Raw genomic sequence first — 24,516 nt, 5'->3', positions numbered from 1 at the left:
GCATGATCCCCGCCGCTGACATTTATCCGGCTATTCATGAACCGGCTCCTGTGAAATCATCAGCGCCAGCTCATGGAATGATTCCCGTCGCACGGCCTTGTGGGAGAGGACGATGGACAGACCAGCCATGGCATCCGTCTTCAGGATGCGGCACGCCCCGGCCACGGTTTCCGGTGTGCGCAGCACCGGCCAGGGCCAGGCCGATCCGGTCATCCGGGTGCACTCGCTTGGCGAAGCGATCCGCTTCGTCGCCAACGCTTACCCCAATTACGACATCGGCACCGTCGCCATAGACTGCGGCGACCCTTCGATCCCACGCCTCGGCAGCCTGGAAGTCAGGGCGCTTTGGCGCGAGTATGGCGAGCGCCTGACGCAGGAGTAGCACCCGACCGCCCACGATCGGCGCGCTGGTTCCCGCACGCCGGCCGGATCGGAAACGCCGCTGATGCGTTCCACTGCGATCAACGGAGGGAGAAATCCATGAACGTCGCCAACCTGCAACTCGAAGGCCTGCTGATGGCCGTCGCCTCGATCAACCACGTCCTGGTCAAAAAGGGGGTGCTGACGTCGGAGGAGATCGACATCGCGCTTCGCAAGGCCGAGGCGTCGGAAACCGGCGAGGAGCGATCGGACGGCATGTCGGCGTCGAACCGCGACGCTGTCAATTTTCCGATCCGGCTGCTGGAACTCGCCAACCAGTGCCAGCCGGAGGCCGACATGCCGTCTTTCTCGAAGCTGGCCCGCATGGTCGGCCAGATGAAGGAGCCCTACAACGATCAGATGTGAGGCTCCTGCCCCTGGCGGGCTCCTCATGCCGTGCCCCTGGCATGCTCATTACGCCCTGCCCGGCCATCCCAGGTTCAGCGCCAGAATTCTTCCCGGTCCGTGGACCGCCGCGAACAGCAGTCCGGCCAGGAACGAAAAATGGTCGACGAAGAAGCCGAACTCGGCCTGGTTGCCGGCCCAGTGGCTGGGTCCGTGGAAGGCAAAGGCGAGGAACAGCACGTAAGCCGCGGCGACCAGGGCGGCTTGGGTGAAGAAGGCGCCGCTGAGGAAACACAGCACCAGGGCAACCTCCAGGATTGCCGCGCACCATGCCAGGAAGAGCGGGAACGGAAAGCCCGCGGCCGCGATATACCCCGCCGTGGCCTCCATGCCCAGGAACTTGAAGGTCACCGCCATCAGGAAGACGGCGGCGAAGATCAGGCGGGCGACGAGAAGGGCCGCGGTCTGCCACGGCGATTGTGCGATTTGGGGCGACATGGTTGTTCTCCAGCTTCATCAGCCCCAAGGACGCACCGCCATGTGCCGATCCGACATGCCGGGCAAAAATTTTCACCGGTTCCGGTTTGACGCCCGATGCTATGGCAGCGCACCGCTCGAAGGAAGAAGCAAGACCGCTTACCGGCAGGCACAGCTTTAGAAATTCTTAATGATCCTGAAACTTGTCCGTAACCCTGATCGTGATATTGTTAGCCGGGGCTAATGCACAGCTATGTCTGGTGCACGATATGGGTGGGTGGGTTTTGGGCGCAAGCGTCAGGCTGGGGACGAAGTCCTATCTGGTCCGGACACCGGTTCTGGAGTGCGAAGGCTGCGGCGGCACCGGACAGGTTTTCCAATGCCCGCGCTGGACGAGTTCCAGCGGCCTTTGCTGCCCCGCCGGCACGCATCGCCGCGGCTGTCCCGGCGCCAGCGCGCGCTGCGCCCAATGCAGCGACACCGACAGCGCCGACCCGACCTCTTCATCGGCCTAGGCTGAACTGGCATTGCTCCGCGATGGAACCAGCATCGCCGATCCGTGTTATGTGTGACCGCGACATATAGGCGTCCGCGCGACCATGCGGCTTACAGAAAGTGAGGCCCGACATGCCTGACGACAAATCCAAGACCAAACAGGACCGCAAGCTGGTCTCGAGCGAGGAAACTTACGAGGTCGCGGCCTTCGCGCGCAAATACGGCATTCCGCAGAGCGAGGCCCAGACCATCATCAAGCGCTACGGACCCTCGCGCAAGAAGCTCGACAACCACATGGCCGCCCGCGGATAGAAGTAGCGGCCGCAAGGCGGCAACCAATTCGCCGGCATGGCGTTGAAGAATGCTGCGGGCCGCGTCAACCGGGCTCGGCGGTACGGTGAACAGGATGTCTTTTTCTCGGTTTCTCATCCTGGCCAACGAAATGGCAGACGAGCATCTGTCCCGCCCGGCCCGCGGCATGCCAAACTGACGGAGCCGGCCGTGGCTGGAGCAGCCCTATGGCAGGCAAAGCCAGGCTGGCGAAACGGAGGGCGCAACCATGTCCGACACAACACGCAGGACCGGCAGTTGCTTGTGCGGTGGCGTGCATTTCGTCGTCAACGGCCAACCGTCGCGGGTTGGCCTTTGCCATTGCAAGGATTGCCGCAAGGCGGGTGGTTCGGTTTATTCGGCCTTTGCCATCTGGCCGCGCGATGCATTCGAGACATCGGGCGAAGTCGCCAGCTACGGCACACGCAGCTTTTGCCCGACCTGCGGCAGCCGCGTCGCCTGGGTCGACGACAACGAGGCCGAGGTGATGCTCGGCAGCCTCGACGTCGCACCGACGGATCTGGCACCCCGATATGAATTGTGGACCGGCCGGCGCGAGACCTGGCTGCATGCCTTGCCCGACGCCGAGCAGTTCGAACATGACCGGCCGCAAGCACAGGATGTCGATCTGCCGGCGCCCAGGCCCTTGTCGGACGCCGTCGCGCGCGACTGAAAGCATGGTTAAAAATTGATTGTCCGGGCCTGGAACCCTCCCCTGTCGTCGACGTTATCCGGCGCTTCCTCGGTGCATGTCGACCGATGTGCATGATCATGGAGACGACCCGTTGAACGACAAGATGTTTCCCCGACCGATCCGCCTGAAATTCGCCCCCGAGCGGGAGCGCGTGGTGCGCAGCGCCTGGGAGGGGCTGGAATGCCTTGGCGACTGGCCGGCCGGACAAGGCCGCCAATACCGCGCGGCACTGCGCAGCTGCCGCGATGCGCTGGACGGCTGGACGCCGGCGGAAAAGGCGATGCGGGCGATGATCGACGCCGCGCGCGAGGCGCGCATCCTGCAATGAGGACCCAGTAGCAGGAGAAACCAATGGCCGGTTTGATGCTGTCGACACCGCTGCGGGTCAAGCCCCATGGCTCGGAGACGATCCGCGAGGTGGCCACGCTTCAGGACGCCAGTGAAATCCTGATCGACTGGCCACAGGCCAGGCGCGGCCCCTTCTACCAGACCGCGCGCGAAAAGATCGAGTCGGCCCTGGCCAACAATGAGGGCGCGGCACAGGCGCAGGAAGCCTTCACCGCGCTCTGCGATCACGCGGGCCTTCTGGTCAGGTAAGCCAAGGCACCCTGCAAACGAAAAGCAGGCGAACTCGCCTGCTTTCTTGTTGCGGAACCGCTTTCGGTCATTCCACTGGCAGATCGCCGTCCACGATCGGGTGGGAGGCCTCGAAGCCGAAGCTCTTCGGCGCCGTCAGCATCAGGACGATGACGATGGCAATAGAGGCAAGCAACGCGGCGGTACTGGCAACATCTCTCACGGCTCCATCCTTTCCAGATCCGGTTTTGCCACAGAAACGTTTCCTGGTCCGCGAAGTTCCTCCGCCTTCATGACAATGCTGCCGAACGATCTCTACTGCTTTGGCGGCTGGGGCGGCACTTCGCCCGGCTTGATGACCGGCGTCTTGCCTTCGTCGGGCGCCGGCGCGGCCATGCCCTGATCGCCAGTAGGCGGCGGTTTCAGCACGCCACCGCAATCATTGAGCTTCTCGCTCAGGTCGCCGTTGCCGGGCTGCTGCTTGCCGCCCTGATCCGTTTGTGCCCGGCATTTGTCGGCCTGCTGGTTCGGCGACTGCTGGGCTGCCTGTGCCGCTGCCGGCAATGCCAGGGCCAGCATCGCGGCGCATGACGCAATGACGAGGGATTTCATCTCGGCCTCCTTCGTTGAAGCCGCCCCACGGCGGCCTTCCGTTCACGGGGACAACGTCCGCCGGCCCAAAAGGTTGGCCCAAGGGATTGGGCAAGAGGCTTATGCGCGGGACCGGTCCGTCGCGGCCGGGGCGGCTTTTCCGTCGCCCTCCCCGTGGGGCGGCGGACGTGGTTCCTCCGGGATCGCCGTGGTCGGCGCAAAAGCCGGCGCTTGCGAAGGCGCCGCAACCAATCCCGTTCTCCAGCCGTTGCCTGTGCCGGAGGCCAGCCATGTTCGAGCATTTCCAGCCTATCGACGTCGACATCGAGGACGCCGGCATCTTCGTGCGCCGCGCCGGTGCCGGACCGGCGGTGCTTTTGCTGCACGGCTTTCCGCAAACCCATCTGATGTGGCGCGATATTGCGCCGCTGCTTGCCGATCGTTTCACCGTCATCTGCGCCGACCTGCGTGGCTATGGGCGCAGCGCCTGCCCGGCCTCGAGCGCCGATCATGCTCCCTATGCCAAGCGGGCCATGGCATCGGAGATGGTGGCGATGATGGCCAGGCTCGGCTTTACCAGCTTCATGGTCGCCGGCCATGATCGCGGCGGGCGCGTCGCCTACCGCATGGCGCTCGACCATCCCGGCCGTATCGAAAAACTCGCCGTGCTCGACATCGTCCCCACGGCCGACGCCTGGGACCGGGCCGACGCCCGGCTGGCCCTCGGCTTCTGGCCGTGGTCCTTGCTGGCACAGCCCGAACCCTTGCCGGAAAAGATCCTGGCGGGCGCCGCCGACGCCATCGTCGACAATGCGTTGGGTGGCTGGGGGTCGTCGCCCGATGTCTTTCCGGCCGGCATCCGCCAGGCCTATGTCGAAGCCTTGCGCGACCCCGCCCACCTCCACGCGATCTGCGAGGAATACCGGGCCGCGGCAACGCTGGACCGCGATCACGACCGGGCGGACAAAGCCGCCGGCCGGCGCATCGCCTGCCCGGTGCTGGCCTTGTGGAGCGGGCAAGGCGCGCTCGCCCAATGGTATGCCAGCGAAGGTGGGCCGTTGGCGCTCTGGCGGAACTGGGCCGACGACGTGCGCGGCCGCGCGATCTCGGGCGGACATTTCTTCCCGGAGGAGGCGCCCGCGCAAACGGCAGGTGCGCTGATCGATTTCTTCGGCGGGCTCAAGTCGGATGCCGGTTAGCCACCCGCCACCGGGCACCTCGGATCAGCCGGCTGGTTCCTCCGCTATATCCTCGCCCTCGGGCTCGCCGGGCCGGAAAGGATCGGGCATTCGCGGACATTCCTCGAACCGATGGTCGCGGCCGCCGCAGAAGGAGCAGCACATCGCCTCGCGGCCCTCGTTTCCGGGCCGCCATTGCGGTGTTTCGTAAGGTTTCCTGCCGTCCATGCCCAGCAATGCGCGACGCCTGATTTGGTTGCGCGGCGCGCCAACGCGCGCCCGGCAAGGCCCGTCGCGGAACCAACGGACACGATAGGGGGTTATGTGCGACAATGCATGCGGCCATTCCCCGGCGAATCCGGACTAGCCGCGTTCGCAATTCCGTCAAACCGAAGAGAAACCATCATGTCCGCTCGCGTTCCGACCCTGTTGATGGCCATGGCCGTCGTGCTCGCGGCGACCGGTCTGGCCGACGCCCGGCCCGACAGCCGCTCCATGGGCTGCGCTCAGATCCGGGCCATGATCCAGAACCACCGCGCCGTGGTGCTGACCACTGGCCCCAACACCTACGATCGCTATGTCAGGCAGTTCGGCAACGAGTGCGACTGGCCTGAAGTGCCGATGTCGGCCTATGTCCCGTCCCGCGACGGGGACTGCCCGGTCTATCGCTGCGAAGAGCCGGTCAACAATTTCCCGAATTGACCGCAAGCTGCCTGGGCGCCATAACGTGCCGGCTTTCCCGCTTCGTCTAATGGTAGGACAGCGCCCTTTGAAGGCGTGAATCGTGGTTCGAGCCCATGAGCGGGAACCAGGCAGCTGCAAGCCAACGAGTAGCCGGAACCAGATCGGGTAGCTCCCGATCCTCTCCGATCAATGATGCCGTGATCCGGGACAGGAACCGGCCGGTATCCGGGCAGGAGGAAGGTGGCTTCCTCCCTGGACCTCCGTCGCGATTGACGGCCAGGTAACGTTACGTTAACTTTAATTTAGCTTAAGCTAAACTAGGGGGATCTAATGAAGATGGTTTTCATTTGCCTGGCGCTTGTCCTCGCCGGCTCAAATGTCGCTGCGGCACACGAAAAGAAGGCGACCGTCACCGCCTCGAAGGCATGCGCCGGTCTGTCGATCAAGGCGGCGGTGGCAGCAAAATTGGACTGCACAGCAACCGGAACAGCAACATCGACCCCGACCGACGCAGCGAATGCCAAGCCGCGCCTTGGGTACCAAAACCCCTGGACCATGTCCTCGTTTGGCCTTTGATGTTCCCGGAATTCTGGCTGCCCAGAGGCGCGGAGACCGAAGCCGCCGGGCTTTTGATAAGGCGTGAGTGCGCCGTCAGATCTCGCTCCTGGCCTGTTCCCGCACGTCCTGAGCTTCTCGACAATCGGACCAACCGATTGGGGTCGCTTCCGTCAGCATGAAACCTTGCGGCCTGTTGGACGTTCATTGTCGGCCAACAGGAGAGTTTCATGGATCCGGCAACCGCGGCGGTGATGATCATGCTGTCGTGCAACGCGTCGCTCTGTCGGCCCATGGAGTCGCGCCCGGTCGTCTATTCATCGATGGCGCAGTGCCAAGCGGCGCTTGAAATCAGATTGGCACCCTGGCCGAGCGGCGAAATGGTCGGCCGGTGCAAGCAGGTCGACCGGATGGCGACCGGCTCGATTGCCCCGGAAGGCTATGCCTCGGTTCAAGTCACGCGTGGAATCGGCGGCGATGCGGTCACCACCAACTATTTCGTTCCGAGAGCCGACGACTGAATCAGAGGCCGGACGCCGGGGCTACCGGGCGGTTGATGACTTCGCCCGCGGACATCGGCAGGTGTTTGAGCCGGACCTCCTGAAACCATTTCATGGACCCCGCGTTGACGACCCGGGGCACCGCCAGACACTGGAGAGAGTCCATGACCGTCAATTGCCGCATATCCATCGACAACAGGCCTGACGCCACCAATGTTACTTTCCAGGCGGTGCCGCGCATTGGCGAGAGCGTGTCCCTGTCGGTCGACGGAAACCCACAGGATCTGCGGGTCTCGCGCGTCGTGCACGTTCCCAACGGTGGACTGGAAGGCGCCGCGATCATCGTCGAAGTGACGACCAGCATCCTCTAGGGATTGGTTCGCGCGGAGATGCCCGGAAAGCCTCACGCTACAGTGATCGGCGGCGATGAAACCTCATGCCGCCCAACGCGTCCCACGGGCTAAACATGGTCTAGGTTCCAATGCAAACTGCACGGTTCTCCAAGCCCGTCGTCGTTTCCGTAGGCGTTGCCGGAGGCATCCGCAACCTGTCCAACACACAACAGGCGATCGAACTCCTGACGACACATTGGCGCGATGCCGGCAGCCTGAAACATCAGTCCGCGCTGCGCGCCTGCCGCAGGGCACTGAGCGGCGACTTGCCCCCCGAAATCGCCAGGGAGGCCTTTGTCGAGGCCGCGCGCGAGGCGCATATCCTGGTCGAGCAGGTGCAGCCCGACAGGGAATAGGGGCGGTGTCCAGACCGGCGGATCGCCCTAGATGCCGAAACCCGGCGAAACACCATCGGCCTCGCTGCCGGCCTGCGCCACGATGATGGAGGCCAGCGGCGCGCTCAGCTGCCATTTGAGATGGCCGGGCGACCGCTCCAGAATGGCGGAGCCACCGAGCGACTGCGGCGCCACACGCTGCAGCACGACAGTGCCGAACCCCTTGCGCGTGGTCTGATCGCGCCGGTCGCCGGGATGCGGTTCGCAGTTTTCCTCCCAGGTCAGCTGGAATTCTCGTTCGCCCGCGGAGCCCGGAGCATGCGCTCCGGAGCCGATGGTCCAGGTAATCTCGACCCGGCCGCCTTCGCTGCCCAGCGCGCCATACTTTGATGAGTTGGTGCCCAGTTCGTGAAAGGCCATGCCGAGGTTCTGCACCGCGTTCGACTGCAGCGTCAGGACCGGGCCGGAGAGCAGGATCTGCTCCTCGAGGCCGAAGGGCTTGAGATGTTCCTGGATAAGGTCGAACAGGCTCGCCCCCGCCCACTCCGAGGTGACGAGCAGATCGTGCGACCGCGACAGTGCCATGATGCGGGCGCGGATCAATTCCTCGAACTCGCCCGGACCATTCGAGCGCTTGCTGGTCTCCCTGACCATCGACAGGATGACCGCGAACTGGTTCTTGACCCGATGGTTGACCTCCCGCATCAGCAGCCTGATCCGGCGCTCGCTCTCCTTGGCGGCGGAAATATCGCGGGCGATTTTCGAGGCGCCGATGATTTCGCCATCGCCGTTCTTGATCGGCGAAATCGTCAGTGAGACCGAAATCAGCGCTCCGTCCTTGCGCTTGCGCGTCGTCTCATAGCTCGCCACGCGGTCGCCGCTGCGAATCTTGCTGATGATCTCGGTCTCCTCGCTCTTGAGGTGATCGGGAATGAGCATGAGGACGGATTGGCCGATCGCCTCCTCGGCGGTGTAGCCGAACATGCGCTCCGCCGCCTGGTTCCAGCTTTGGATGACGCTGTTCAGGTCCTTGCTGATGATGGCATCGAAGGAGGAATCGACAATTGCCGCGAGCCGGGCGTCGGCAGTCGCCCCCTGTCTGTCGCTGCCATCGATGTCGTTCATCGCCACCCGCAATTGCATCTTTCCCGATCAGATAAGGCGCAAACGGATCAAGGCAATCGCCGGCGCGAGAATGGAAGGCTTACCGCGAAAGTTTTACTCCGCCTGTTCCGGCGGGGCCTTGCCGTCGCCATTGGGCAGGAGCACGCCGAATTCCTGCGACTTGGCGCCCACCTCGGCCGTCAGGAAGCCATCGGAGGCAAGGCCACGGCGCAGCAATTCGCGTACCGCCGCCGAGCGGCTGGGCATGCGTTTGTCGAAACGCCAGTTTTCCAGTGCGGCCAGTTCATCCTGGGTCAACATGATCTGCAGTCGTTCCGGGCGTTCCAGGTCAGCCATGTGCGCCTCCAAGCGCAAAGATCAGGCGAGTTAGTAACCGTCTCATTCTACTTACAGTTAGGAATTTCGGCATCCTGCGTCAAGCGCGGTCAGTGGGTGAATGCAGCGTCGTACCAAAGATGATCATCCAACGCAGGTTGCCCATTCGTGTAACTATGCTAACTAGCTGATTTTATTAATTCTTTTTCACTTTTAACTTGCCATGCGCCGCCATGGGGCGCATCCTGCCAGCTTGAGGAAACCAACTCGCTTTGGGAGGTTTCAATGCGATACGATTATTCCACGCGACTGCGTGAAGACGTCTATGCGAGCGTCCGCGCAGCGTTCAAGACCGCGGGTATCATCAACGTGTCGGTGGTGGCGGAAAGGATCAGGGTCAGGAACCTGGCCGAGAACGTCGCCCTCGAGGACATTGAACATCTGGTCCTGCAGGCTGCACAACTGGTTGGCGCTGCGATCGAATTCGACGCTTTGGGCAACGGATTGGCCCCGCCTGGAACCGGATTCGTCGAGAACCGTGATGAGAGCTCGATGATCCCTCTCGGTCTGCATCGATCAGGCTCGATGCAATAACCAGAAGCGCCAAGGTGCGACGGCTCCATGCGCCATGGAACCAGTCCGGCCTTCGGAGATTACCGCATCGTCCAGCAGAGGAGGATGTCGTGAAGGCCCTGCGCAGTCTGCTTGCCGAACTGTCGTCGAGCTGGCTCCAGCGCCGCAAGGCGCAAAAGTCATCCGCTGGAAATCCAGTCAAACCCGTGTCCCGCGTCCCCCGCCAGGCCGCGACGGTGAGGCCGGTACACAAGCCAAGGTCGCCCTCCTCCCGCGATGTCGCTTCCAATATGTGAACGACCGAGATCGACCCAGTCTCGGAGATCAACCGGCACCCACGGCTAGGTCGAGGCCGCCGAGGCCTTTTGGGAGGTGGCGCGCTGTCGCCGCATCCGGCGTTTGGCGACGAGCTTGAGGGCAATTGGCGGCTCGTTCGACAGCGCGCCGACCACTGCGTCCACCATGCCATGCGCCACGAAATCCGCGTTGATGTCACGGGCGAGCTTCGCGGCCGCTTCCTTGTCCTCATTGGGGCCCTGCGACCAGAACACGATTCCCACCCTCAACGCCGCTTTCGCCCGCTTCAGCCGGCGAACCAGAAACCGGGCATGCTTGACGGAATCCCGGTTCAGGAAGCCGACTACCACGGTATCGATGCCTTCGAGCTCGAGACGGCGGATGTTGGCGGGTTCCATATCGGCAAAGCCGGCCTTCGACACCGTCGTGCCCTGGACTTCCAGCACCTGTGCCAGCATCGCCGCGGCGGCATCGTCCAGTTCACCGCGCCCGCCTGTGCAAAGCACCGACAGATCCGTGCCGTCGGGCAGTTCGGTCTCGTCTTCGCCGGACCGATCCTTGTCATCCGGCTCCTCTTCGGCCGCCGGCGGGCCATCCTCTTCCTCTGCTTCCTCATGCGCACTGTCGTCGAGGTTTGCCACCATCACCAGGGCGCTCTCGGCCACCTGACGCCTTTGCTGGTCGCCCATGACACCGCGCGCACGGTCCTGCTCGCCCAGCAGCAGGGCGGGAATGGCCACCTTGTCGTAGAACTCGACCAGATATTTCTCTTCCAGCATCTCCTCGGCGTGATCCGTGGCTTCGTCAGGGTCACCGGCCAGCAGACGCTGGTAGAGGCGTGCGTGGGGTTCGAGCACGGGCTCGTTGCCAAACAGGACATCGAGGAACTCAAACTGCGGCACGTGCCTGCCCAGCACCACCAGACACACGGTGAGCGGTGTTGACAAAACCAGCCCGAGCGGGCCCCAGAGCCACGTCCAGAAGATAGCCGCAACGATGATGGCCAGCGATGACAGCCCGGTTCGCGAGCCATAAAGCCAAGGTTCCACGACATTGCCGGTGATCAGTTCCATCACCACGAACAGGGCGGCTGTCCACAGCACGAGCGACCAGCCTGGCGCCACGGCCAGCGCCAGGAACAGCGGCAGCAGCATGCCGATGGCCGGGCCGATATAGGGAACGAAACGCAGGCCAAGTGCCAGCAACCCCCACAGCAAGGCATTCGGAATGCCCAGGACCCACAGGCCGGCCGCGATTGGTACGGCATACACGATGTTGACGACCAATTGCATCAGCAGGTACCGGCCAACACGCTTGCCGGCATCCTGAAGCGCCTCGGTGGTACGGTGAAGGTCCCCATACCCGACAAGGCGGATGAAGCGGTCGCGCAAATCCTCCCGCTCCAGCAGCATGAAGATGACGACGACGATGATCAGCCCGGCCGATCCGAGCGGGCTGATCAGCGGCCCGACTATGTTCTGCAGAACCTCCAAGGGTCTTTCGCGCGAGACGATCTCGACCGGCACCGGTTCACGCGGCTTTTCCAGGGTGGCGGCCGGCGGCGGCGTCTCCTGCCTGTCGATCTCCTGGCCGACACGTTCGACCACCTTGCTCAACCTGGCAATGATCCCCCCCCCAACGCCAGTCTCCTTGAGCGATCGGACCTTGGTCAGGATGTTGGCCTGGTAGACCGGGATGTTTTGCGCCAGTTCGCTGACCTGCGTGGCGACGATGAAGCTGAACAGGGCAAGTGCGGCGAAAGCCCCCAATACGCTGACGATGACGGCGGCAATCCGGGGAACACCGGCCCGTTTGAGCGCGGACACAAGGGGGGCGAGCGCGAAAGTCAGCAACAGCGCGATCGCTATCGGCAGGAAAACCTCACGCCCGAAATACAGCGCCGCCACCGTGGTGACGATGGTGGCTACATTGGGCAACGACGTTCGGGGGTGCGGGGCGGCGGGCGAAAGAATATCCTCCAAGCCACGCGCGGGCGACGCCATTCCGTTTCGACGATTGGCCGCCATTCCGTGCCTCCCCTGCCAGCCCCATGATCGGGGATATAGAGCCGGCCAGCAACATTAGCCAGAGGTGGAAAGACACGCCGTCCAAAGGGCGGTTTGTCCGATGCGGCGGCCGCTGACTCGGATCAGCGCGCGCCGTGCCGCGCCAGCGCATGCTCGATCAAGATATCGATGACCTCGCTGTAGCCGATGCCGATCGCGGCCAGCGCCTTGGCGTACATCGATATGTCGGTGAAACCGGGCAGCGTGTTGACCTCGTTGACCAGCAGGGAGCCGTCGGCGCGCAGGAAGAAGTCGACGCGCGCCATCGCCTCGCAGCCGAGTGCCTTGAAGGCTTGCCCAGCCATTTCCCTCGCCCGGTCGATCACCGCTGCCGGCACATCGGCGGGCACTTTGACCACCGCGCCGTCGGCGTCGAGATATTTGGCCTCATAGGTGTAGAAGCCGTGCTTGCCGGCCGGGATGATCTCGCCGGGCAGCGACACCGTGAGCGAGCCGTCGGCCCGTTGCAGCACCGAGCACTCGATCTCGCGGCCGTCGACGAACTCCTCGATCAACGCCTTGCCGTCATAGCGGAAAGCCGTTTCGACAGCCTGGTCGAAACCATCCCTGTCGTTCACCTTGCTCACTCCGAACGACGAGCCCTGGCGCGCCGGCTTGGCGAAGAATGGCAGCCCCAGCGCCCCGGCGATCTCCTGGAAGGAACCGACGTCGTTACGATGGACGGTGACCGAGCGGGCGACGGCAAGCCCGGCTCCGTGCATGAGCCGCTTGGCGACATCCTTGTCCATGGCCGCGGCCGAGGCCAGGATGCCGCAGCCGACATAGGCGACGTCGGCAACCTCCGCATAGCCCTGCACCGAGCCGTCCTCCCCAAAAGGACCGTGCAGCACGGGGAAGACGACATCGACCGGCGCCAGGTCAGCCCGCGTTCCCATAGGCGACGCTGAGATCAGCCGGCCCTTGCCGCCGGGCAGCAGGGCTATCTCCACGCCATCCTGCGACACTGGAGCTCCCGCCCCTTCGCCGATGGCCTCGGACGCCGGCTGCAGCAGCCATCTGCCCTCCCTGGAAATGGCGATCGGCACCACCTCGTAGCGCGTCCGGTCGATCGCCTTCAGCACATTGGCGGCCGAAAGCCGCGACACGTCATGCTCGGCCGAGCGCCCGCCATAGAGGATCGCAACCCTGATCTTTCCGGTCATCGAAATCCCTCAACTGTCAAAATCAAGTGGCGACGGCAATGCCGCGATTGGCAAAGAAGCGGTCGAAAGCGGCTGGCGCCAACACTGCGTTGACCTGTGTGGCACTGGTATGGCCGGATGGGTTGTGAAAGCGGAACCCTTCATCCGAGGCGGCGGTGACCAGAACCAAATGTCCGCCCTTCGATGGCGGCTCGCGCTCGGGCCAGCGGATCGAACTGCTGACCGAAGCGATGAAGAACCGCGACCGGCCGAGGATCGACGGAATGTCCGCCGTCGCGACATCGGTCATCACCTCGGCATCGAGGCCGAATTCCGCCTTCACGAAGGTGACGAAGGGCGCATAGATCAGCCCCTTGATCGAGCCTTCATTGACGACATAGCCGCCATATGGAGTGCATCGCCTGGCCAGTTCGATCGTCGGCACGATCTCGCCGCGCGTCGCCAGGATCATCTTGAGACACGCCATGCCGCAGACATTGGCGGCCCAGGCCGTGTATTCATCGAGCGTGGCAGCGCCTGATCCCTGCCATAGCGGATCCCGCCGCAACGCGGCTTCGGCGCCGTCGGCGAGCACTGCCAGCGTCATGTCAGGCGTCTCCCACTGACTGAAAAACGGCACGGTTTCAGGCAATGGACTCATGCGAACTCCCCGGGTCTTCAACTCGTATACGAGCATACAAGATTGGAGAAAAGCCGCTCGGACCTGTCGAGGCGCGCGGCGTCTACTCGACCTTCGTCCAGCCAAAAACCAGCCAGGCGTATTTCGATTTTTCGTCGGGTTCGGCGGTATAGGTCATCTGGATGTCGCCGCCCTTGGCGTAGATATCAAGCCGGGGTGCCGTGTCCAGCTCCAGCCATAGCGAACTCTTGTTGAAGAACCAGGTTCCGCACCAGATGCAGGAACCTGATGCCGGGTCACCGGGCTGATGGAAATTGTAGCGGCCGTCCGCCGTGATCTCCAGATAATCGAACGCGCCGTAAAACGCGGTCACCGTCTGCTGGAACTCATTGGCGGCCGCTTCCTGTTCCGGCGTTGCCGCATCCTTCATGTCGCGCGGCGGCCGGATGGTCGCGCCGCTGAGTTGCCATTTGCCGACAAAGTCCTTCTGGGTCGGAAGATATTCCTCCTGAGCCTGCGCCGAAGATATATGAGAAATTGTTAATATGAATGGTGTGGCCATGCCCAAAATCGTAAGCAACGGCGCGGCGACACGGATCGCCCTGGCTGGTTTTTGCATAAAAATTGTTTCTCCACGGTGGGCAAGAGATGGTCTGTTCGGGATGTTATTGGGAAAGACCTCGCGCATTGCTTTGAGGTCGATTCCCGTCAGCCATTTCCCGGTTAGCACCGCGGCCACCAATCTGGCAACGCAAGGCACGGCTCAACAAGGCTGATCGGCGCCAGTCTCCACCGTCTCGTGCCGCTTGCGAAGGTGCCGGCGCGAGAAAGCCCGCTTGCGGCTGGCAGCCCTGTCATTGACCGGATGTGCCGGTTGTTTCCCGCCTTCTTTCGAGAGCGAAGAGGTCGGTCGGCGCACCGTGCGGCGTCACCTCGCCTTCGAAGCGAAAAACGTGTTTTTCCAGGACGCGCCGCGAAGGCGGCATCGGCCGTGCGACCAGTCCGATAACCCGCTCGGCATGCAGGTCGAAGGCAAAAGCCAGGTCGCGCCTTTCCAGTCGTGCCGCCGGCTCACTTCGTATTGATCACCGAAGCGGCCCGATAGGTGTCCATGGTCGCGCCGTTGCGGTCCTCGTCGAACAGCGTATCGCTGCCGAAGCTGGCGCGCAGGCCGATGACGACCTTGTTGGCTCTGGTGTCCTGCGTGGACGTTTCGAACTTCCTCCGCTCGAATTCATAGCGTCCGAACACCGCCCATGGCGTTTCGTCGAACCGGTACATGGCCTGCACGGCGGCACCGACCACGTCTTCGTTGGTGCCGTTGTAGTCGGTTCGGTTGAAGTCGAGCTCCGCATCGAGGCGAAGATTCTTCCGGACGAAGTAGCGCGCCACCGCGCGTATACCCCATTGGTCGCCATGAAAGTCGCTGATGGTGAGCTGGCCGACACTGGCCTGGCCATAGAGGGTCAGATTGCCGAAATAGAGTTGTGCTTCCGGGCCGACCGCATAGTTGTTTACGGTCACGCCGCTTTCGCCGACAGATGTGTAGGCGGCGAAAATGCCGGCGGCGAAACGGTCGGAATCGCGGTAGAAGCCATGGACCGCACCGCGCGTGTCATCCAGGGGATCGTAATGGCCCCAGATGCGGTCGTAGGTCAGGTCGCCCTGCAAATTCCAGCGCTCGGCAAACGGAATGTTGACGCGCACGGCGCCGCCGCCGGCCCGGGTCGTGTAGTCGTCGCCGACGAAGCGAAGCCCGCCGAGATAGAGCTCGCCGTAGCCCGAAACATGCGGCGTCACCACCGTCTCCGCTGCCAGCGGCTGCTGCGTATCGGCGGCGTAAGCGGAGGTCGCGGCGACCAGCGATGACGCGGCGAAGATTGAAAAGCGATGCATTAGAGCCCTCGAATGCGAATTTCCGGACCAGCGTCCGGCCGTGGAGATCAGAATTTGTACGCCACGCCGATCCGCAGATCCTGTGTCGTCAGTTCGATGGCATCCCGATTGAGGGGAGCGCCATTGGAGAAGGCGTGGCGCACGGAGGTGTGGCGGCCGAAATCGGCGAACCTGTATTCGCCCCGAACCACCCAATTGTCGGTGACGGCGTATTCGCCGCCGGCACCCAGCGTATAACCCGCGACGGTATCTCGGACGTCGGCATAGGGACCGCCCGGAATGTTGGTGGTCGTGTGTTTGTAGCTTGCCACCGCCAGGCCGCCGGTGACGAAAGGAAGCCAGCGATCGATCGCATAACCGGCTCTGAGGCGCACGGTGCCTACCGCCTCAAGCTCGAGCTCGCCACCAAAGGCGGGGTCGTCGACGCCGAGCGCCCGGTAGAGCGTCGTGTCGTTCACGCTTGCAAAGCTGTAGTCTCCCTCGACGCCAACAACCAATCCGCTGTCGAACTGCTTGTTGTAGCCGGCAAACACACCGCCGAAACCGCCGGACGGGCTGTAACCCCAGCCGTAATTGTCGAAGCTGCCCGGCGCGAAAGTCTGTCCGACCCTGGCGTCGCTCCGGGCATATCCGGCCTGTGCTCCGAGATAGCCGCCGGACCAGTTGTAGCTGGCCGCGACCGGCAAGGTCTCGGTGGGGTCGGCGGCCAACGCCATGCCGGCGGGAACGAAAAGAAAGGCAGTGGCGAGAAGAATCGTTTTCATTGCTTGTCTGCTGTCCCCGGGATGCTGCACCACGACCGACATGGTCAGTGGCGGTCAGTCGAAGCTACGGTGTTGCATTGATCGCCGGCGGCGTCTTGGGCTGGACAGCATCGGAATTGTCTTGGAGCGCGCCGCCGCACCCCGCCCGGCCGGTGTGGCCGTTCAGCATCAGCCGCGGCGCAGGCAAAACCCCGGCGCGGACGCCAGGGTTTTGTTCGAACCGGCGTGTCAGAACTTATAGCTGAGGCCGACGCGTAAATCGTGCGTCTTGAGATCGATGTTCGAAACCGTGCCAAGACCAAAAATCGGCACCGAGAGATCCTCTTTGCCAAAGTCGGAATAGCGATATTCGACGCGGGCGATCCATTTGTCGGTGAAAGCGTGCTCGACGCCGGCCCCAACCGTCCAGCCAAGATGGGTTTCGTCGTGGATTGTTACTGTACCGAGGGGACCACTGCTGACCACACTCATTTCATACTTGGCCGCTGCCACGCCGGCACTGATATAAGGCAACGTCCGATCGAACGCATAGCCGGCCCGCAGCCGGGCCGAACCCGACCACTTGAGTTCGCTCGACAACAACGCGCCGGCACCGGCGAAGGTCCCCACCGCATCGACATTGCTGTAGGCAAGGTCAGCCTCGGCGCCGAGCACGAAACGGTTCGCCAATTCCTGATTGACGCCGATATGGATGCCACCAATAAAACCGTCCGGATCGAAGGCAGCATTGACGTCGGTGCCCCCAATGCCGGCGCCGCCGATGAAGAGATTGGATTTCCCGGCTACGTAACCGAAGTGAACGCCGGCATAGAGGCCGGACCAGTCATAGCCGGCAGCAACCGGCAAGGTTTCGTTGACGTCCGCCGCGGACGCCATGCCGACCGGCGCAAGCGCGAGGATGGTGGCGAGAAGAATCGTTTTCACTGTTTGCTACCCCAATGATGTTGCTTCCCCCGGCCGTGGAAAATACTCCGCGGCGACCCGGGTATCGTCGAGGTTTTGCATTGTTCGCGGGCGGCGTCTTGGGCTGAGCCGCATTGGAATTGTCGTGGAGAGCGCCGCGGCACTCGGGGCGATCAGTGTGGCCGTTCGGCATCAGTCGATCGGTTCGAAGACAACTGATCCGACTCGCTTCGAGTCCTTGTCTTTGGTGCCGCGCTTCCGCCCGGAATTGCGAAAACAAGGAGTTAGAGCGGCCATCGATTCTGTGAGACGATGATTCGCTCTAACGGGCGGCGTTCGGCGTCGAGCCGAAGCGGCGGCGGAAACAGCGATTGAAGTAGGAGACGTCGGAAAAGCCGCTCAACAGCGCGATCTCGCTGACCCGCATGCGGTCGTTGCGCCGGTCACGCAGCATGCGGTGGGCCCTCTGCAGGCGCAGTTCGAGAATATGCTCGGCGAAACTCGAGCCCGTTTCCTGCAGGAGATCATGGACGTAGCGCGCGGAAAGCCGCAAACGCTGGGCGATATGCTGGGCCGAGATGCCGGGATCGGCGAAATTGTCCCGCATCGTCTGCAGGATGGCTTGCAGCCTTGCCGCGCGCAGGCCTCGCACGCCCGCCAGCTCGGCGATCTCGCCCTTGGCGCCCGTCGCCAATCCGATCAGGTCGACGATCGTTTCGGTGGCATGGGCGACAAGATCGGGCAAGAGCAATGCCGGCCCCGCTTCCAGGAAGCCGCAATAGCGCTTGAGCATGTCGAGCGCTTCATTGTCGACGCCGATGGTCAGCGCCAGGCGGTCCTCGACATGGGCGAAGGCATTTTCCATGATTTCGCGGGGCACCACGACATTGGTCCAGACATTGCGGTCGCCGCCGGTCATTTCCAGCGCTTCCGAAGCCGAGACCAGCGCGCCTTCGCCCCTGCCGATGCTGTAGTCGCGGCCGGTCTGCACACCGCTCAGCCTGGTGTCGCCATCGTTGACCAGCAGCAGATAGCCGTCGCGGCCGTCGTCGGCGATGTTGCGCGTCTTGCGGCTCGCATGCTTGATCGTCCCGGCCATCCGCCCGAGCACCAGCGGCCCGATGGCGGTGGCTTCGATATCCGCCTGGAACGGCACATTGCCGGAGATGGCATATTCGACCGACCAGATCTCGGCGACATGAATGTCCTGCCAGAGCGCGAAGCGCGCGCGGTCGTCGAGATGCGACGGCAGATCGAGCGAAGAGAAGACGTTCTTTTTCAACGAGCAACCGGCCTTTCCCGCGCACGCGTCTTCCCTGAAGCCGCACCGTATGGGACCGATTTGCCTCTTGTCCAGAGACGGCGCCATCCATGCTCCGCAGGACAATTTCAGTGCCGCCCAGGTCAAGAATCCGATCGGATTGGCCGGTGTGGCGTCCGAGTCTCCGAAATACCCCGGAAATGCGGCATCGGAATCACCTCGCCTCGACGCGGTCGATCCATTGCTCCTAGAACGTGATCTTCACCGACGCGGCGCTGCGGTTGGCCGGGCCGTGGTGGACGGCCTCGATGTTGTTGCCGTCCGGGTCGAGCAGGAAGGCGGCATAATAGCCGGGATGATAGGACCGCTCGCCCGGCGCGCCATTGTCCGTGCCGCCGGCTTCGAGCCCGGCCTTGTAGAAGGCATCGACCATGGCGTGATCCTGGCCTGGAAGGCCAGATGATGACGTCCGGTCAGCTTTCCCAGCGCGGCCCGGCTGTCGGCGCTGGAAATGAACAATTCGTCGGCCCAGAAATAATCCTCGCCGGTGCCGCCGATCGGGACACCAAGGACTTGGAAAACCGCCTCGTAGAAACGCCGGCTGGCGGGGAGATCCCGGACCACGAGCTGGAGGTGGTCGATAAGCCGGCCGCGATGCAATTCCTGGGTGTCCATGAAAGCGCCTCCTCGCAAGGCCTCGAATTTAGGCGCGGTTGGCAGGGCGTCAACGCGGGGCGCGTGCCTCTGCTGACAACCAGCGACAATTTTTCGAGGCCGAATGGAACTTTTGGGCCGATGGCAAGTTTGGTGGGGCGGCGGGAGAATGTCGGTTGGATTGTTTACAGAAGCTTGAAGCGCTGGTCGACGGCGCCAATGCCGATGCCATTGAGGAAGCGAACGCATTGCTGCTCCGCTTCAAGGACAGGTCCGAACAGACGACGCGGGCCATCGACGAGTTCATGCTGGACTTAAAGACATTGGTCTTCGTCGTCGAAGCCGGCGAAGAGGGTTTCCAAAAGCCGATCCGCAAGCTCGCCCGCGCCAGGCTTGCGAAGCTCAAGCAGCTGGTGAACGTGCCGGCTTAGGCGCCTGCCGCTCTTTGCTATTGCGCAATTCCTGGGGAAGGTGCTGCGCGCTTGTCCCGGTAAACCGTTTCACACTTTTCCTGGAATTTGCTCTACCCCTTGAGCAGCGCCGCCAGCCGGGGAATACCCTCGCTCACCGCGCTGCGGGTGGCCAGCGTGAACGACAGCCGCAGCGTGTTGCGCCCGGTGCCGTCGGCGTAAAAGGCGTTGCCCGGCACGAAGGCGACCCGCGCCTCCTTCACCGACCGTGCCAGGAGGTCCGTGGCGTCGGTGCCCTCCGGCAGCGTCACCCAGACGAACATGCCGCCTTCCGGACGGCTCCAGGTCACCCCCTCCGGCATGTTGGCGTCAAGCCCGCCAAGCAGGCCGTCGCGGCGCTCGCGGTAGGCGCCGATGAGTTTTTCCACCTGGCCGTCGAACACGGCTTCGGCGACGCGGTGCATCACCATCTGGTTGACGGACGGGCTGTGCAGGTCCGAAGCCTGCTTCATCAGCACCAGCCTTTCCACCACGCGGCGCGGAGCGCAAACCCAGCCGACACGCATGCCCGGCGACAGAATTTTCGAGAACGAGCCGCAATAGAGCGTGCGCGCCTTGTCGATGCCGCCGGACCTGATGCAGTCGAGCGCCAGGATCGGCGGCACACCCTCGCCGTCATAGCGCAGCGCCCGGTAGGCGGCATCCTCGATGACGGCGATGTCGAGCTCGCCGGCAAGGTCGAGCACTGCCTCGCGCTGCTTTCGGTCCAGCGTGTTGCCGGTCGGGTTGGCGAAATCGGGCACCAGATAGGCGAATTTCACCTTGCCGCCATGAGCGGCGGCGGCAGTGTGGTAGGCATCGGGCGTCATGTTGCCGCCCTCGGGCCGCAGCCGGTCGTAGCGCGGCTCGTAGGCGTTGAAGGCCTGCAGCGCGCCGAGATAGGTCGGCCATGTCACCAGCGCGGTATCGCCTGGCGACAGGAACAGCTTGCCGAGGTAATCCAGCGCCTGCTGCGAGCCGGAAGTGATGAAGATGTTGGCCTCGTCGCAGGCCACGCCGAGCTTGCCCATTTGCCCGGCGAGCCAGCGCCGCAGCGGCAGATAGCCTTCCGAAACCTGGTATTGCAGTGCTGCCCCCGCTTCCGGGCCGCCGAGCACGTCGGCATAGGCATCGCGGATGGCGTCCGCCGGAAACAGCGACGGATCGGGAATGCCGCCGGCGAAGGAGATGATGTCGGGCTGGTCGAGCAGCTTCAACAGCTCGCGGATTTCGGAGGCCTTCATGCGCGATGAGCGCGAGGCCAGAAGCTTCAAAAGGGTCACGACACGCCTCCCCGGACGTTTTTACAATAGGTCAACCTGACTGACCTATATCCGCTTTGCCAGGCGATTTGAATAGTGCCTGAAGGGCTTCCGCTATACGCCAGTCACCGCCAGGCCCGAACCGGCGAGGGTTTCCGCTAAAGGCTCTTCTTGTAACCAATATGGCTGGCACTGAAGCCGAGCCCTTCATAGAAGCGGTGCGCATCCGCTCGTCCCTTGTCGGTGGTGAGCTGCACAAGGCCGCAGCCCCGCGCCCGGCACTCGTCGATCGCCCATTCGAACATCTTCTTGCCGACGCCGTCGGAGCGCCTGTCGCTGACAACGCGAACCGCCTCGATCTGCCCGCGCCAGCCGCCCTTGCGCGAAATACCGGCAAGGAAGCTGATCTGCAGGGTGCCGATTACCTCCGCGCCATCCACGGCCACGGCAAGCAGCTGATTGGGATCGGTATCGATGGCGTCGAAGGCATCGATATAACCCTGCGCCAACGGCAACGAGGCGTCTTCGCGGGCGGCACCCAGCGGATCGTCGGCGAGCATGGCGACGATGGCTGGCAGGTCGGAGGCTTGCGCCTTGCGGAATTGGATGTCGGTCATGGACGTGAGATACGGCCGCCCGGCGCTGGCGGCAAGCCGCTGATGGAATGGATCAATGGGCGGCAGGACAATGAGGGGCGGCGCAACCTCTCGAGGTTCAATCCCCGTCGCCCGCGGGCTTCGCCTTGCCGCACTGCGCCAGCACCTTGCCGATTGCCCCACTGGAACCCTTCAGCGCAAAACTGATCGAACCATATTTGGCAGCGCTGACCGACACGTCCCCCTTGGACCGCAACAGGTCGAGCAGCGGGTCCCCCTTCTCCAGATCGACCACGAAATAATTGTACATCGCCTCCAGCTGCAGGGTTTTCGTCACCGTCTTGCCGTCGGCCTTGAAGTCGAAAGCGCCGCTGATGCCCGGCTCCAGTTGTTGGCCGCTGGCGCCCACATCGTAGCTCAGCACCGGTTTGTCGTAGCAATTGAGCATCAGATAGGCGTCGCCCTTCGGCCCGCCGCAGACCGAAGCGGTCAGCCCGCTGCCGCCCTCGTCTTCCTCCATCTTGGCGCTCCAGCCGCCGCAGGATGCAGCGAAGGCCGATTGCGCGCCAAGCGCCGCCGCCAAGGCACCGGCGGCAACGAGATTTCTTCTCATGACGTCCCCCTCCGGGCCATTTGCAGCGCCCGCCGGCAGCATATAGGAAAAGCCGTTGAATAGCGTTGCCTGAATGGCAGGGCCGCGCGCCTCGGAGAGAGCAGTGTTGAGAGCCTGTGTTCGCCTGTATCTTCCGACCGCCGCCCTGGTGGCCTTCCCGCTTGCGGCGCATGCCGAGTGGAAGCCTGTCGAGAAGGTCGAGACCTACGCCATTTCAGGCCAGTCCGGGCTCGAGCTCTACCGGTCGATCGGCGAGAACGGGCCGAATGTCGGCATTATCCGCGCCATTGCTCACACCAATTTTAAGCTGACCTGGACCAGGGATTATCAGCCGCGTGCCGGAGCCTGCGTGCTGGTCTCGGCCAAGCCAAAGCTCATCATCACCTACACCTTGCCCAGCCCCTCCTCGCCGCTGCCGTCCGCCATCCAGAAGAACTGGGAGGTTTTCCTCGCAGGCGTCAGCGCCCACGAAAAGGTGCATGGCGCGACCATTGTCGACATGGCGCGCAAGATCGAGGCGGCGACGGTCGGCCTCACCGTTCCCGACGATCCCAAATGCAGCAAGATCCGGGTCGAGATGACCAAACGCCTGTCCGCCCTTTCGCAGGCGCAGCGGCAGGCAAGCCGCGATTTCGACCGCATCGAACTCGGCCAGGGCGGCAATCTGCAAAAGCTCATTCTTGCCCTGGTCAATGGCGGCTGAGCCACCGCGCCTCGCGGCGCGGTGGCATATTCGCGGTTCGCTCCGCCCTAGCGGCTGAGATCAAGCGCGGCTGACAAATCCCCCATCGGCGGCTCGCCATTGGCGGCCAGCGCCTTGTCGCGGGCGACGATGCCCGTCAGCACCGGCAGATCGTAGCGCGCGGTGATGAAGCGCAGGATCGACGTCGTATCGTATTGCGTGTGGTCGACCGTGCCCATCCTGGCATAGGGCGAGACGATGAAGGCCGGGATGCGGTTGCCCGGGCCCCAGCGGTCGGCCTTGGGCGGCGCGACGTGATCCCAGAACCCGCCATTCTCGTCATAGGTGATGACGACCAGCATGTGGCTCCATTGCGGGCTCTTCTCCAGATGCGCGACGAGGTCGGCCAGATGCTGGTCGCCCGATGTCACGTCGGCATAGCCTGAGTGCTCGTTGAGATTGCCCTGCGGCTTGTAGAAGGCGACCTGCGGCAGCTTGCCGTCGTCGATCGCCTTGATGAACTCGACGCCATCCAGGCCGCCATCCCTGAGATGCTCGGTGCGCGCGGCGGTGCCGGGCGCGTAGGCGGCGAAATAGTTGAACGGCTGGTGGTGGAACTGGAAGTTCGGCACCGGCGTGGCGTTCTTGCCGTCGAGGGTAGCCTGCCAGGCGCCGGCGTACCAGGCCCAGTCGACCCCCTTCAGCGACAGGAGATCGCCGATGGTGATGTCGTGCTGCGGCGGCAGCGTGGTGGGCGCGGCCGGATCGGCCAGCGCCTTGTCGCCGCCCTCGGCAGGCTTGTTGGCGCTCGGCTGATAGGGCGGCTGCATGGTGTTGACGGCGTAGAAATCGGGCGTGATGGCGCCGTCATTGACGAATTTCGGCACGCCGCCCAGCGCCGACGGCGGCGAATTGTCGGCCACCTTCAAGGTCGTTCCGTCGGCCTCGACCACGGCGATCTGGCCCTTGATCGGACCGGTATCGGCATGCGGATAGACCGGCGTACAGGCGCAGGCGAGTTGGAAATGGTTGAGGAAGGAACCGCCAAAGGCGCCCTGGAAGAAATTGTCCGCCAGCACGTATTTCTTGGCTATCTGCCACATCGGCAGGATCGAGCCGTCATAATGGCCCATGACCAGCCCGCCGGAATCGGCCCAGGCGACGAATTTATCGTTCTTGCCGCCGTCGATCTGCATCTGCTCCTGGTAGAAACGGTGCCACAAATCGTGGGTGATGACATTGGTGCCTTCGTTGAAGCCCTTGGGATCGTCGATGGCGAAGGCGGCGTTGGCGAGATGCGCGGTCTGCGCCTCCGTCACCACGGGCGTGACGCCCTTTCCGGTCAGCCCGCCCCAGGCCGGCGGCAGTTCGGTCAGCGGCTTGCCGTCGCGGTCGAGCTGACGCGCCTGGTCGGCCGAGACATTGGCCAGTCCATTGGCGCCGGGGAAGCCACCATAAAGATTATCGAAGCTGCGGTTCTCCGCATAGATGACGACGACGGTGTCGATCTTGTCGAAGCCGGGAGGGGCGGCATTGGCGGCCGCAAGGGGAAACAAGGCCGAACCGGCCAGACAAAAGGAAGTGAGGAACTTGGGCCTCGTCATGGAAAGACCTCGTGGCTTGACTGTGGCTATGGGGCTTATGCGGCTATGGCGCGGGAACCATGGGCAGCTAACGTGGATGCCTTGTCACCTTTGTGACATCCG

At 63.5% G+C, this 24,516-nt stretch carries 32 protein-coding genes, 1 tRNA gene and 1 pseudogene; 16 read left to right on the top strand and 18 right to left on the bottom strand.

The genetic code is table 11. The annotated features are described in order from the left end of the window. Positions 1 to 112: 112 nt before the first annotated feature. Both FJ943_RS23815 and FJ943_RS23810 read left to right on the top strand, forming a co-directional pair. Complete coding sequence (locus FJ943_RS23815; protein WP_015317042.1) at positions 113 to 382, top strand: hypothetical protein; 270 nt, start codon at positions 113 to 115, stop codon at positions 380 to 382. Positions 383 to 480: 98 nt separating this feature from the next. Beyond that, complete coding sequence (locus FJ943_RS23810) at positions 481 to 786, top strand: hypothetical protein (protein ID WP_015317041.1); 306 nt, start codon at positions 481 to 483, stop codon at positions 784 to 786. A 48-nt stretch (positions 787 to 834) separates the two neighbouring features. Here the strand turns inward: FJ943_RS23810 and FJ943_RS23805 are convergent, their stop codons facing one another. Beyond that, a complete protein-coding gene (locus FJ943_RS23805; protein WP_140620672.1) occupies positions 835 to 1,263 on the bottom strand; it encodes a DoxX family protein in 429 nt (142 codons plus the stop codon). 606 nt (positions 1,264 to 1,869) lie between these two features. On the opposite strand from FJ943_RS23805, the gene FJ943_RS23800 reads away from it, so the two are divergent. The 4 genes from FJ943_RS23800 (at position 1,870) to FJ943_RS23785 (ending at position 3,358) form a co-directional block, all read left to right on the top strand. Next, positions 1,870 to 2,049, top strand: a complete 180-nt coding sequence (locus FJ943_RS23800; RefSeq protein ID WP_015317039.1) for a DUF3606 domain-containing protein — start codon at positions 1,870 to 1,872, stop codon at positions 2,047 to 2,049. Between the two features lie 247 nt (positions 2,050 to 2,296). After that, positions 2,297 to 2,740, top strand: a complete 444-nt coding sequence (locus tag FJ943_RS23795) for a GFA family protein (RefSeq protein WP_140725414.1) — start codon at positions 2,297 to 2,299, stop codon at positions 2,738 to 2,740. A 112-nt stretch (positions 2,741 to 2,852) separates the two neighbouring features. Further along, a complete protein-coding gene (locus FJ943_RS23790; RefSeq protein ID WP_015317037.1) occupies positions 2,853 to 3,089 on the top strand; it encodes a DUF982 domain-containing protein in 237 nt (78 codons plus the stop codon). A 23-nt stretch (positions 3,090 to 3,112) separates the two neighbouring features. Beyond that, positions 3,113 to 3,358, top strand: a complete 246-nt coding sequence (locus tag FJ943_RS23785; protein ID WP_140716210.1) for a DUF982 domain-containing protein — start codon at positions 3,113 to 3,115, stop codon at positions 3,356 to 3,358. Positions 3,359 to 3,425: 67 nt separating this feature from the next. Here FJ943_RS23785 and FJ943_RS30185 read toward each other — a convergent pair whose 3' ends face one another. Continuing rightward, the gene (locus FJ943_RS30185) at positions 3,426 to 3,560 is read right to left on the bottom strand and encodes a hypothetical protein (RefSeq protein WP_015317035.1); all 135 of its coding nucleotides are present in this window, start codon (positions 3,558 to 3,560) and stop codon (positions 3,426 to 3,428) included. A gap of 92 nt (positions 3,561 to 3,652) precedes the next feature. After that, a complete protein-coding gene (locus FJ943_RS23780; RefSeq protein ID WP_140725411.1) occupies positions 3,653 to 3,949 on the bottom strand; it encodes a hypothetical protein in 297 nt (98 codons plus the stop codon). Between the two features lie 269 nt (positions 3,950 to 4,218). On the opposite strand from FJ943_RS23780, the gene FJ943_RS23775 reads away from it, so the two are divergent. The 7 genes from FJ943_RS23775 to FJ943_RS23745 all read left to right on the top strand — a co-directional run bounded on the left by FJ943_RS23775 (position 4,219) and on the right by FJ943_RS23745 (position 7,593). Then, positions 4,219 to 5,127: an alpha/beta hydrolase gene (locus tag FJ943_RS23775; protein ID WP_140725408.1), complete on the top strand. Its 909-nt coding sequence runs from the start codon at positions 4,219 to 4,221 to the stop codon at positions 5,125 to 5,127. A gap of 384 nt (positions 5,128 to 5,511) precedes the next feature. Further along, positions 5,512 to 5,808 (top strand): hypothetical protein, encoded by a 297-nt coding sequence (locus tag FJ943_RS23770; RefSeq protein WP_140618060.1) that lies wholly within the window; start codon positions 5,512 to 5,514, stop codon positions 5,806 to 5,808. Positions 5,809 to 5,843: 35 nt separating this feature from the next. After that, a tRNA-Gln gene (locus tag FJ943_RS23765) sits at positions 5,844 to 5,917 on the top strand. 203 nt (positions 5,918 to 6,120) lie between these two features. Then, complete coding sequence (locus tag FJ943_RS23760) at positions 6,121 to 6,366, top strand: hypothetical protein (protein WP_140716216.1); 246 nt, start codon at positions 6,121 to 6,123, stop codon at positions 6,364 to 6,366. Positions 6,367 to 6,575: 209 nt separating this feature from the next. Continuing rightward, positions 6,576 to 6,866: a hypothetical protein gene (locus FJ943_RS23755; RefSeq protein ID WP_140725405.1), complete on the top strand. Its 291-nt coding sequence runs from the start codon at positions 6,576 to 6,578 to the stop codon at positions 6,864 to 6,866. Positions 6,867 to 7,009: 143 nt separating this feature from the next. After that, positions 7,010 to 7,216 (top strand): hypothetical protein, encoded by a 207-nt coding sequence (locus FJ943_RS23750; protein WP_015317029.1) that lies wholly within the window; start codon positions 7,010 to 7,012, stop codon positions 7,214 to 7,216. A 110-nt stretch (positions 7,217 to 7,326) separates the two neighbouring features. Continuing rightward, on the top strand, positions 7,327 to 7,593 hold the full coding sequence (locus FJ943_RS23745) for a DUF982 domain-containing protein (protein WP_140725403.1): 267 nt from the start codon (positions 7,327 to 7,329) through the stop codon (positions 7,591 to 7,593). 27 nt (positions 7,594 to 7,620) lie between these two features. Here the strand turns inward: FJ943_RS23745 and FJ943_RS23740 are convergent, their stop codons facing one another. Both FJ943_RS23740 and FJ943_RS23735 read right to left on the bottom strand, forming a co-directional pair. Continuing rightward, entirely contained in the window at positions 7,621 to 8,697 is a 1,077-nt protein-coding gene (locus FJ943_RS23740; protein WP_041163410.1) for a PAS domain S-box protein, read from the bottom strand. 93 nt (positions 8,698 to 8,790) lie between these two features. Further along, the gene (locus FJ943_RS23735; RefSeq protein WP_015317026.1) at positions 8,791 to 9,033 is read right to left on the bottom strand and encodes a hypothetical protein; all 243 of its coding nucleotides are present in this window, start codon (positions 9,031 to 9,033) and stop codon (positions 8,791 to 8,793) included. Positions 9,034 to 9,297: 264 nt separating this feature from the next. On the opposite strand from FJ943_RS23735, the gene FJ943_RS23730 reads away from it, so the two are divergent. Further along, positions 9,298 to 9,606 carry a hypothetical protein gene (locus tag FJ943_RS23730; protein ID WP_140725400.1) on the top strand — a complete coding sequence of 103 codons (309 nt, stop codon included), beginning with the start codon at positions 9,298 to 9,300 and terminating at the stop codon, positions 9,604 to 9,606. Positions 9,607 to 9,926: 320 nt separating this feature from the next. Here the strand turns inward: FJ943_RS23730 and FJ943_RS23725 are convergent, their stop codons facing one another. The 9 genes and pseudogenes from FJ943_RS23725 to FJ943_RS23680 all read right to left on the bottom strand — a co-directional run bounded on the left by FJ943_RS23725 (position 9,927) and on the right by FJ943_RS23680 (position 19,229). After that, positions 9,927 to 11,909: an AI-2E family transporter gene (locus FJ943_RS23725; RefSeq protein ID WP_140725397.1), complete on the bottom strand. Its 1,983-nt coding sequence runs from the start codon at positions 11,907 to 11,909 to the stop codon at positions 9,927 to 9,929. A gap of 122 nt (positions 11,910 to 12,031) precedes the next feature. Then, on the bottom strand, positions 12,032 to 13,111 hold the full coding sequence (locus tag FJ943_RS23720; protein WP_140725396.1) for a D-alanine--D-alanine ligase family protein: 1,080 nt from the start codon (positions 13,109 to 13,111) through the stop codon (positions 12,032 to 12,034). Between the two features lie 22 nt (positions 13,112 to 13,133). Then, entirely contained in the window at positions 13,134 to 13,751 is a 618-nt protein-coding gene (locus tag FJ943_RS23715; RefSeq protein ID WP_140725393.1) for a C39 family peptidase, read from the bottom strand. 82 nt (positions 13,752 to 13,833) lie between these two features. Beyond that, positions 13,834 to 14,292, bottom strand: coding sequence for a hypothetical protein (locus FJ943_RS23710; RefSeq protein ID WP_224642243.1), 459 nt, complete (start codon positions 14,290 to 14,292; stop codon positions 13,834 to 13,836). A 509-nt stretch (positions 14,293 to 14,801) separates the two neighbouring features. Beyond that, positions 14,802 to 15,626, bottom strand: a complete 825-nt coding sequence (locus FJ943_RS23700; RefSeq protein WP_140725390.1) for an outer membrane beta-barrel protein — start codon at positions 15,624 to 15,626, stop codon at positions 14,802 to 14,804. 47 nt (positions 15,627 to 15,673) lie between these two features. Next, positions 15,674 to 16,390, bottom strand: a complete 717-nt coding sequence (locus FJ943_RS23695; protein WP_140716235.1) for an outer membrane protein — start codon at positions 16,388 to 16,390, stop codon at positions 15,674 to 15,676. Positions 16,391 to 16,618: 228 nt separating this feature from the next. Next, positions 16,619 to 17,266: an outer membrane protein gene (locus FJ943_RS23690; protein ID WP_224583711.1), complete on the bottom strand. Its 648-nt coding sequence runs from the start codon at positions 17,264 to 17,266 to the stop codon at positions 16,619 to 16,621. A gap of 349 nt (positions 17,267 to 17,615) precedes the next feature. Next, positions 17,616 to 18,575 carry an AraC family transcriptional regulator gene (locus tag FJ943_RS23685; protein ID WP_041163409.1) on the bottom strand — a complete coding sequence of 320 codons (960 nt, stop codon included), beginning with the start codon at positions 18,573 to 18,575 and terminating at the stop codon, positions 17,616 to 17,618. 226 nt (positions 18,576 to 18,801) lie between these two features. Beyond that, positions 18,802 to 19,229 (bottom strand): annotated as a pseudogene (locus tag FJ943_RS23680) (VOC family protein). A gap of 38 nt (positions 19,230 to 19,267) precedes the next feature. On the opposite strand from FJ943_RS23680, the gene FJ943_RS23675 reads away from it, so the two are divergent. Beyond that, complete coding sequence (locus tag FJ943_RS23675) at positions 19,268 to 19,639, top strand: hypothetical protein (protein ID WP_246671928.1); 372 nt, start codon at positions 19,268 to 19,270, stop codon at positions 19,637 to 19,639. Positions 19,640 to 19,731: 92 nt separating this feature from the next. Here FJ943_RS23675 and FJ943_RS23670 read toward each other — a convergent pair whose 3' ends face one another. The 3 genes from FJ943_RS23670 to FJ943_RS23660 all read right to left on the bottom strand — a co-directional run bounded on the left by FJ943_RS23670 (position 19,732) and on the right by FJ943_RS23660 (position 22,128). Continuing rightward, complete coding sequence (locus FJ943_RS23670) at positions 19,732 to 20,901, bottom strand: PLP-dependent aminotransferase family protein (RefSeq protein ID WP_174361995.1); 1,170 nt, start codon at positions 20,899 to 20,901, stop codon at positions 19,732 to 19,734. A gap of 176 nt (positions 20,902 to 21,077) precedes the next feature. Beyond that, on the bottom strand, positions 21,078 to 21,536 hold the full coding sequence (locus FJ943_RS23665; RefSeq protein WP_140725380.1) for a GNAT family N-acetyltransferase: 459 nt from the start codon (positions 21,534 to 21,536) through the stop codon (positions 21,078 to 21,080). A 97-nt stretch (positions 21,537 to 21,633) separates the two neighbouring features. After that, positions 21,634 to 22,128, bottom strand: a complete 495-nt coding sequence (locus FJ943_RS23660) for a hypothetical protein (RefSeq protein WP_246671927.1) — start codon at positions 22,126 to 22,128, stop codon at positions 21,634 to 21,636. 106 nt (positions 22,129 to 22,234) lie between these two features. Between FJ943_RS23660 and FJ943_RS23655 the strand changes: the two genes are divergently transcribed. Further along, positions 22,235 to 22,831 carry a DUF922 domain-containing Zn-dependent protease gene (locus FJ943_RS23655; protein WP_246671931.1) on the top strand — a complete coding sequence of 199 codons (597 nt, stop codon included), beginning with the start codon at positions 22,235 to 22,237 and terminating at the stop codon, positions 22,829 to 22,831. A gap of 47 nt (positions 22,832 to 22,878) precedes the next feature. On the opposite strand, the gene FJ943_RS23650 is transcribed toward FJ943_RS23655, so the two are convergent. Next, positions 22,879 to 24,414, bottom strand: a complete 1,536-nt coding sequence (locus FJ943_RS23650) for an acid phosphatase (RefSeq protein ID WP_140725374.1) — start codon at positions 24,412 to 24,414, stop codon at positions 22,879 to 22,881. Positions 24,415 to 24,516 lie beyond the last annotated feature (102 nt).

This window comes from Mesorhizobium sp. B2-3-10 (assembly GCF_006442275.1).
Lineage (GTDB): Bacteria > Pseudomonadota > Alphaproteobacteria > Rhizobiales > Rhizobiaceae > Mesorhizobium > Mesorhizobium australicum.
This window is presented reverse-complemented; position numbering and strand designations above follow the sequence as displayed.